The 1,450-nt window shown below is 74.0% G+C and carries 2 protein-coding genes; one reads left to right on the top strand and one right to left on the bottom strand.

Annotation, left to right across the window (positions count from 1 at the left end):
* Positions 1-429, bottom strand: a 429-nt coding sequence (locus ROTAS13_RS24405) for an ELM1/GtrOC1 family putative glycosyltransferase (RefSeq protein ID WP_171979237.1), incomplete at its 3' end; no start/stop codon positions are given.
* 59 nt (positions 430-488) lie between these two features.
* Here ROTAS13_RS24405 and ROTAS13_RS24400 point away from each other — a divergent pair.
* Complete coding sequence (locus ROTAS13_RS24400; RefSeq protein ID WP_075823657.1) at positions 489-1,427, top strand: glycosyltransferase family 4 protein; 939 nt, start codon at positions 489-491, stop codon at positions 1,425-1,427.
* The last annotated feature ends 23 nt before the right edge of the window (positions 1,428-1,450 follow it).

Raw genomic sequence — 1,450 nt, 5'->3', positions numbered from 1 at the left:
GCCGTATTGCGGCGTGGTCAACACGAGATCGAAGCGGCCGGGATGGCAGCGTGGCCGGCCGATCTGCACGATCCGCGTGCGGCCTCCGGAGCTTGCGCGGACCCAGCGCGCGGCGGGCACGCTGCGGCGTCCGACGCCGATCACGAGGTCCGGCCAGGGCGGGGCCAGCCTCGCACGGGAGACCCGGTCGAGGCTGGCCGGGCCGATGCCGCCGAAGCGGGTGGGCAGCAGGCGGAGCAGGTTGTGGCGCAGGGGGATCGCCTCCACCACGCCGCCACAGGCGGCGGCCACGGCCTCGGCCAGGGCCAGCACCTGGTTGTTGTCGCCGGTGCGGGGGCCGAGCAGGGCCCAGACCAGGAATCCTTGGTGCGCACCTTCGTGCGCCCCTTCGTGCACCCTTGGGGCCTTCGTGCTGTCCGTCTCGCCCATGCGCTCTTCCCGGGGGCGCGGAAGATGGCCCCGGGCCGGAATGCCGGCAAGGCCGTCCCATGCGCATAGCCTATGTCGCGGGCACGGCCCTGCCCTCCCGTGTCGCCAGCGCCGTCAACGTGATGAGCATGTGCCGCGCCCTCGCCGCCGCCGGGCACGAGGTGACGCTCTACGCGCGCGGGCGGCAGGCGGATGCGGCAGCGGTCTTCGGGGCCTTCGGGATGGCCCCCTGCTTCGAGATGGTGTTGCGGGCGCCGCCGCACCTGCCGCTGGCGAAGAACCTGCTCTATCCGGTGCTGGCGGCGCGGGAGATGGCGGCGCGCCCGGCGCCGGACCTGCTCTACGGACGCCATGCCTATGCGCTGGCGGCGGCGGTCGCGCGGAGCCGGGCGCCCTTCGTGTATGAGGCGCATGCGCTGCCGCTGCGGCGCGCCCGGCGCGTGGCGGAATCCTGGCTGTTCCGGCACCGCCGGATGGCGCTGATGGTCGCGATCTCCCGCAGCCTCGCGGAGGATTATGCCGCCCGGGTGCCGGCGCTGCGCGGGCGCCCGGTGATGGTGGCGCATGATGGCGCCGACCCCGTGACGGACCCCGGCCCGCTGCCCGGACCCTGGCCGGGCCGGCCGGGCGTGCCGCAACTGGGCTATGTCGGGCACCTCTATCCCGGCAAGGGCATGGAGATGGTGGCGGCGCTGGCCGAGGCCCTGCCCGGATGCGACCTGCATGTGGTGGGGGGGACGGAGCGGGACCTCGCCATCTGGCGGCAACGTTGCGCGGGGCAGGCGAACCTGCACCTGCATGGCCATGTGCCGCACGCCCGGGTGCCGGCCTGCCTGGCACGCTTCGACCTGCTGCTGGCGCCGCCCTCGCCCAGCGTGGCCTCTGCGGCGGGGCGGGAGATCGGGCGCTGGATGTCGCCGCTCAAGCTCTTCGAGTACATGGCGGCGGGAAAGCCGATCCTCGTCTCCGACATCCCGGCGCTGCGGGCTGTCTCTTGATCACATCCACGCACAGCTCCACC

This window comes from Roseomonas sp. TAS13 (assembly GCF_001950415.1).
Classification (GTDB): domain Bacteria; phylum Pseudomonadota; class Alphaproteobacteria; order Acetobacterales; family Acetobacteraceae; genus Roseomonas; species Roseomonas mucosa.
This window is presented reverse-complemented; position numbering and strand designations above follow the sequence as displayed.

Excerpts from the sequence above, each read along its gene's own strand:
- ROTAS13_RS24400 (WP_075823657.1), top strand. The coding sequence starts at position 489 with ATGCGCATAGCCTATGTCGCGGGCACGGCCCTGCCCTCCCGTGTCGCC.